This is a genomic window from Pseudomonas protegens, from assembly GCF_003732485.1.
In the GTDB taxonomy this organism is placed as follows: Bacteria; Pseudomonadota; Gammaproteobacteria; order Pseudomonadales; family Pseudomonadaceae; genus Aquipseudomonas; species Aquipseudomonas protegens_B.
Genome location: NZ_MOAK01000081.1, coordinates 208,478 through 213,484 on the forward strand (window position 1 = coordinate 208,478; position 5,007 = coordinate 213,484).

Genomic DNA, 5,007 nt, shown 5'->3' on the forward strand with positions numbered 1-5,007 from the left:
GACGGCTCCGGCCTTAGCCCTGTTTCCCAGCCTCCAGCATGTTTTCCGGTCGCACCCAGGCATCGAACTGCTCGTCCGTCAGATACCCCAATGCCAATGCTGCTTCCCTGAGAGTCAGGTTCTCGGCGTAGGCTTTCTTGGCGATTTCGGCGGACTTGTCATAGCCGATGTGGGTATTGAGTGCGGTCACCAGCATCAGGCCTCGTTCCAGGTGCTCGGCCATCTGCAGTGGATCGGGCTCCAGCCCGGCGATGCAGTGATGCTGGAAGTTGCTGCAGCCATCGGCCAGCAGGCGGATCGATTGCAGCAGGTTGTGAATGATTACCGGCTTGAACACGTTCAGTTGCAGATGGCCCTGGCTGGCGGCAAAGCCGATTGCCACGTCGTTGCCCATCACCTGGCAGGCCAGCATCGATAGGGCTTCGCATTGGGTTGGGTTGACCTTGCCGGGCATGATCGAGCTGCCCGGCTCGTTGGCCGGCAGTTTGACCTCCGCCAGCCCCGTTCGCGGTCCCGAACCCAGCAGGCGCAGGTCGTTGGCGATTTTCATCAGGCACACGGCGAGGGTTTTCAGCGCGCCGGACAGATTGGTCAGCGGCTCGTGGCCGGCCAGAGCGGCGAACTTGTTGGGGGCGGTGACGAAGGGCAGGCCGGAAAGGGCGGCCAGTTCGGCGGCGATGGCTTCACCGAAGCCGTGTGGCGAGTTCAGTCCGGTGCCCACGGCAGTGCCGCCCTGGGCCAGTTCGCACACCGCAGGCAAGGCGCTACGGATGGCTCGTTCGGCGTATCCCAGTTGGGCGATAAAAGCGGAGATTTCCTGACCGAAGGTAATAGGGGTGGCATCCATCATGTGGGTGCGGCCGGTTTTCACCAGCTTCATGTGCCGGGCCGACAGCTCGGCCAGGCCACCGGACAGTTCGGTGATCGCCGGCAGCAGTTGGAACTGCACGGCCTGGGCCGCAGCGATGTGCATGGCGGTGGGAAAGCAGTCGTTGGAGCTTTGCGAGCGGTTGACGTGATCGTTGGGGTGCACCGGGGACTTGCCACCCCGGGGGTTGCCCGCCAGCTCGTTGGCCCGGCCGGCCAGCACCTCGTTGACGTTCATGTTGCTCTGGGTACCGCTGCCGGTCTGCCACACCACCAGAGGAAATTGCTCATCATGCTCGCCGGCCAGCACTTCGTCGGCGGCCTGTTCGATCAGGCGGGCGATGTCGGCGGGTACGTCGCCGTTGCGATCGTTGACTCGGGCGGCGGCTTTCTTGATCAGGGCCAGGGCATGCAGCACGGATAGAGGCATGCGCTCGTTGCCGATGGCGAAATTGACCAGTGAACGTTGGGTCTGTGCGCCCCAATAGGCTTCTTCCGGGACTTCAACCTGGCCCAGGCTGTCGGTTTCGATTCGATTCATCGTGGCATTCCTCCAAGTCTGACTGGCCAGTTTAGGCCCTGATCTGCTGCTCGGGTTCCGTGAAAGGGGTTTTTCCACCCGCTACCCGGACAAAACCAGGGGGCGTCAGGGGGTGGGGTTGAGGGACGCGGATTAATAGGCGCAGAATGGTCGCCCTTGGGGTTTTACCTCGCCTGCTAGATAGGAAACTCGATGACCCGTTTTCGTGCCATCTGTACCGCGGTTGTTCTGGTGTGTGCCAGCGGCCAGGTTCTTGCCGATACCGCCAGCCACAACGCCAGTGCCGAGGCCTTCCTGACCCTGGCCCATGCGGACAAGCTCGGTACCCCGGTGTACATGCAAGTTCAGCAAATGTTCGCCCAGCGCTTTGAGCAGACCAAAGCCCCGGAATCCAAACGTGCCCTGCTGGAAACCTACCAGGCCAAGGCCAACGCCGCCCTGGATCAGGCCATTGGCTGGAACAAGCTGAAGCCGGACATGGTCAAGCTCTACACCAGCAACTTCAGCGAGTCCGAGCTTAAGGAGCTGGTAGCGTTCTACCAGTCGCCACTGGGCAAGAAAGTCCTGGAAAAAATGCCCCAGCTGACCCAGCAATCGGCACAGATGACCCAGGCCAAGCTGGAAAGCGCGGTGCCTGTGGTGAACAAGCTGCTGGCCGACATGACTGCCGAGCTCGAGCCCAAGGCAGCCCCGGCGAAGAAGAAGTAAGCGGAGCCCGCAATGACCATGCAACAACGTATCGAAGCGGCGCTCGGGGCATTGCAGCCCGAGCACCTGCAAGTGCTGGATGAAAGCCACATGCACAGCCGTGGCCTGGAAACCCACTTCAAGGCGGTACTGGTCAGCGAGCAGTTCGCCGGCCTCAACAGCGTCAAGCGCCATCAGAAGGTCTACGCCACCCTGGGTGAGCTGATGAGCCAGTTCCATGCGTTGGCGCTGCACACTTACACGCCCGAGGAGTGGTCGAAGATCGGTGTGGCTCCGGCTTCGCCGACCTGCGCCGGAGGCAGTCAGCATTAATCGCGGTTTTTTTGATAGAATCCGCAACGCGCCGCTTATGCCGGCGCGTTTTTTTTTGCATCCGGTTCACCCTTTACGAGGGTAGCCACCTGGAGATTACCCATGACACAACCCATTGTCGTGGCGGCACTGTACAAGTTCGTCACCCTCGAAGATTACGTCAGCCTGCGCGAGCCCCTGCTGCAGGCCATGCTGGACAACGGCATCAAGGGCACCTTGCTGATCGCTGAAGAAGGCATCAACGGCACGGTATCGGGCAGTCGTGAAGGCATCGACGGGCTGTTGGCCTGGTTGAAAAACGATCCGCGCATGATCGATATCGATCACAAAGAGTCGTATTGCGATGAGCAGCCGTTCTACCGCACCAAGGTCAAGTTGAAGAAAGAGATCGTTACCCTGGGCGTGCCCGGCGTCGATCCCAACAAGAAAGTCGGAACCTATGTGGAGCCCCAGGATTGGAACGCCCTGATCAACGATCCCGAAGTGCTGTTGATCGACACCCGTAACGATTACGAAGTGTCCATCGGTACCTTCGAAGGCGCCATCGATCCCAAGACCACCAGCTTTCGCGAGTTCCCCGATTACATCAAAGCCCACTTCGACCCGAGCAAGCACAAGAAGGTGGCGATGTTCTGCACCGGTGGCATCCGTTGCGAGAAGGCATCGAGCTATATGCTCAGCGAAGGCTTCGACGAGGTGTTCCACCTCAAGGGCGGGATCCTCAAGTACCTCGAAGAGGTGCCGCAGCAAGAGAGCAAATGGCAGGGCGACTGCTTCGTATTCGATAACCGGGTCACTGTGCGCCACGACCTGAGCGAAGGCGACTACGATCAATGTCATGCCTGCCGCACTCCGGTGAGCGTCGAGGATCGCGCCTCCGAGCACTATGTGCCCGGTATCAGTTGCCCTCATTGCTGGGACAAACTGAGCGAGAAGACTCGCCGCAGCGCCATCGATCGACAGAAACAGATCGAATTGGCCAAGGCCCGCAACATGCCGCACCCGATTGGTTACAACTACAAGCAATCATCTTCCGAGGCTTGAGCCATGTCTGCCCGCCTGCTCTATGTGATGGACCCGATGTGTTCGTGGTGCTGGGGCTTTGCGCCCGTGGCCCAGGCCCTGGCAGAGCAGGCCCAGGCCGCCGGAGTCGAGCTGCATCTGGTGGTGGGCGGCTTGCGCACTGGCAGTGGCGCGGCACTGGAGCCCAACACCCGGCGCTACATCCTTGAACACTGGCAGGCGGTGCATCAGGCTACCGGCCAACCGTTCACTTTCGACGGTGCCTTGCCCGATGGCTTTGTCTATGACACCGAGCCGGCTTGTCGGGCCATCGTCACCGCCCGCGGCCTGGCGCCGGACTGTGCCTGGAAACTGCTGGGGCTGATCCAGCGGGCGTTTTATGTCGAAGGCCGCGATGTCACCCTGGCCAGTGTACTGGTGGAGTTGGCGGAGCAGGCCGGGGTTCCGCGGATCGAATTCGCCGAAGCCTTCGACCGCGCCGAGCAGCATGCCGCTACGGCGGCGGATTTCACTTGGGTCCAGGACCTGGGGATTGCCGGATTTCCCACCTTGCTGGCGGAACGCAACGGCCAGTTGGCCTTGCTGACCAACGGCTATCAGCCGCTGAGCGAGCTGTCGCCGTTGCTGGGACGCTGGCTGGAGCGCGCCGCCTGTGCCTGATCCGGTCGATTCAAGTGCCCCCGGTAAAACCGTAGATCGTCTGAGCTGGGGGGAAATCCGTCGCCTGGCGCTGCAACACAGGAAGTCGCTGTGGATCGCCAATGGTGTGGCCGTGCTGGCGACCCTGTGCAGTGTGCCGATTCCGCTGTTGCTGCCGTTGCTGGTGGACGAAGTGCTGCTGGGTCATGGCGATGGCGCATTGCAAGTGATGAACCGTCTGCTGCCCGATGGCTGGCAAAGTGCAGCGGGCTACATCGGGCTGATGCTGTTTGTCACCCTGATCCTGCGTTGCTCCGCCTTGGTGTTCAACGTGGTCCAGGCGCGGCTGTTCGCCGGTTTGGCCAAGGACATCGTCTATCGGATCCGCGTACGGCTGATCGAACGGCTCAAGCGTATTTCCCTGGGGGAGTACGAAAGCCTCGGGGGAGGCACGGTCACCACGCATCTGGTCACCGACCTGGACACGGTGGACAAGTTTGTCGGTGAAACCCTGAGCCGATTCCTGGTGGCCATGCTGACCCTGGTGGGCACGGCCGGCATTCTGATGTGGATGCACTGGAAGCTGGCCCTGCTGATCCTGCTGTTCAACCCGTTGGTGATTTTTGCCACGGTGCAACTGGGCAAGCGGGTCAAACACCTGAAGAAGCTGGAAAACGACAGCACTTCGCGCTTCACCCAGGCCCTGACCGAGACCCTGGAGGCGATCCAGGAGATTCGCGCCGGCAACCGCCAGGGCCACTTTCTTGGACGCCTGGGCCAGCGTGCCGAGGAGGTGCGGGACTACGCCGTAGCCTCGCAGTGGAAAAGCGACGCCTCGGGCCGGGCCAGCGGATTGCTGTTTCAGTTCGGTATCGACATTTTTCGTGCGGCGGCGATGCTGACGGTGCTGTTCTCCG

Annotated in this window: 6 protein-coding genes; 5 read left to right on the forward strand and 1 reads right to left on the reverse strand. The window is 61.4% G+C overall.

What is annotated here, in order from left to right:
- Positions 1-13: 13 nt before the first annotated feature.
- Positions 14-1,408, reverse strand: a complete 1,395-nt coding sequence (locus BLX41_RS24800) for a class II fumarate hydratase (RefSeq protein ID WP_123727006.1) — start codon at positions 1,406-1,408, stop codon at positions 14-16.
- 192 nt (positions 1,409-1,600) lie between these two features.
- On the opposite strand from BLX41_RS24800, the gene BLX41_RS24805 reads away from it, so the two are divergent.
- From BLX41_RS24805 to BLX41_RS36195, 5 genes are all read left to right on the forward strand, one after another.
- On the forward strand, positions 1,601-2,116 hold the full coding sequence (locus BLX41_RS24805; protein WP_015636579.1) for a DUF2059 domain-containing protein: 516 nt from the start codon (positions 1,601-1,603) through the stop codon (positions 2,114-2,116).
- A gap of 12 nt (positions 2,117-2,128) precedes the next feature.
- Positions 2,129-2,428 (forward strand): BolA family protein, encoded by a 300-nt coding sequence (locus tag BLX41_RS24810; protein WP_123727007.1) that lies wholly within the window; start codon positions 2,129-2,131, stop codon positions 2,426-2,428.
- 102 nt (positions 2,429-2,530) lie between these two features.
- Positions 2,531-3,472, forward strand: coding sequence for an oxygen-dependent tRNA uridine(34) hydroxylase TrhO (trhO, locus tag BLX41_RS24815; RefSeq protein ID WP_123727008.1), 942 nt, complete (start codon positions 2,531-2,533; stop codon positions 3,470-3,472).
- A gap of 36 nt (positions 3,473-3,508) precedes the next feature.
- Positions 3,509-4,111 carry a DsbA family protein gene (locus BLX41_RS24820; RefSeq protein ID WP_185073784.1) on the forward strand — a complete coding sequence of 201 codons (603 nt, stop codon included), beginning with the start codon at positions 3,509-3,511 and terminating at the stop codon, positions 4,109-4,111.
- Positions 4,104-5,007: ABC transporter ATP-binding protein (locus BLX41_RS36195; RefSeq protein ID WP_259745152.1), on the forward strand; the 904-nt coding region annotated here is incomplete at its 3' end. The genes BLX41_RS24820 and BLX41_RS36195, both read left to right, overlap by 8 nt.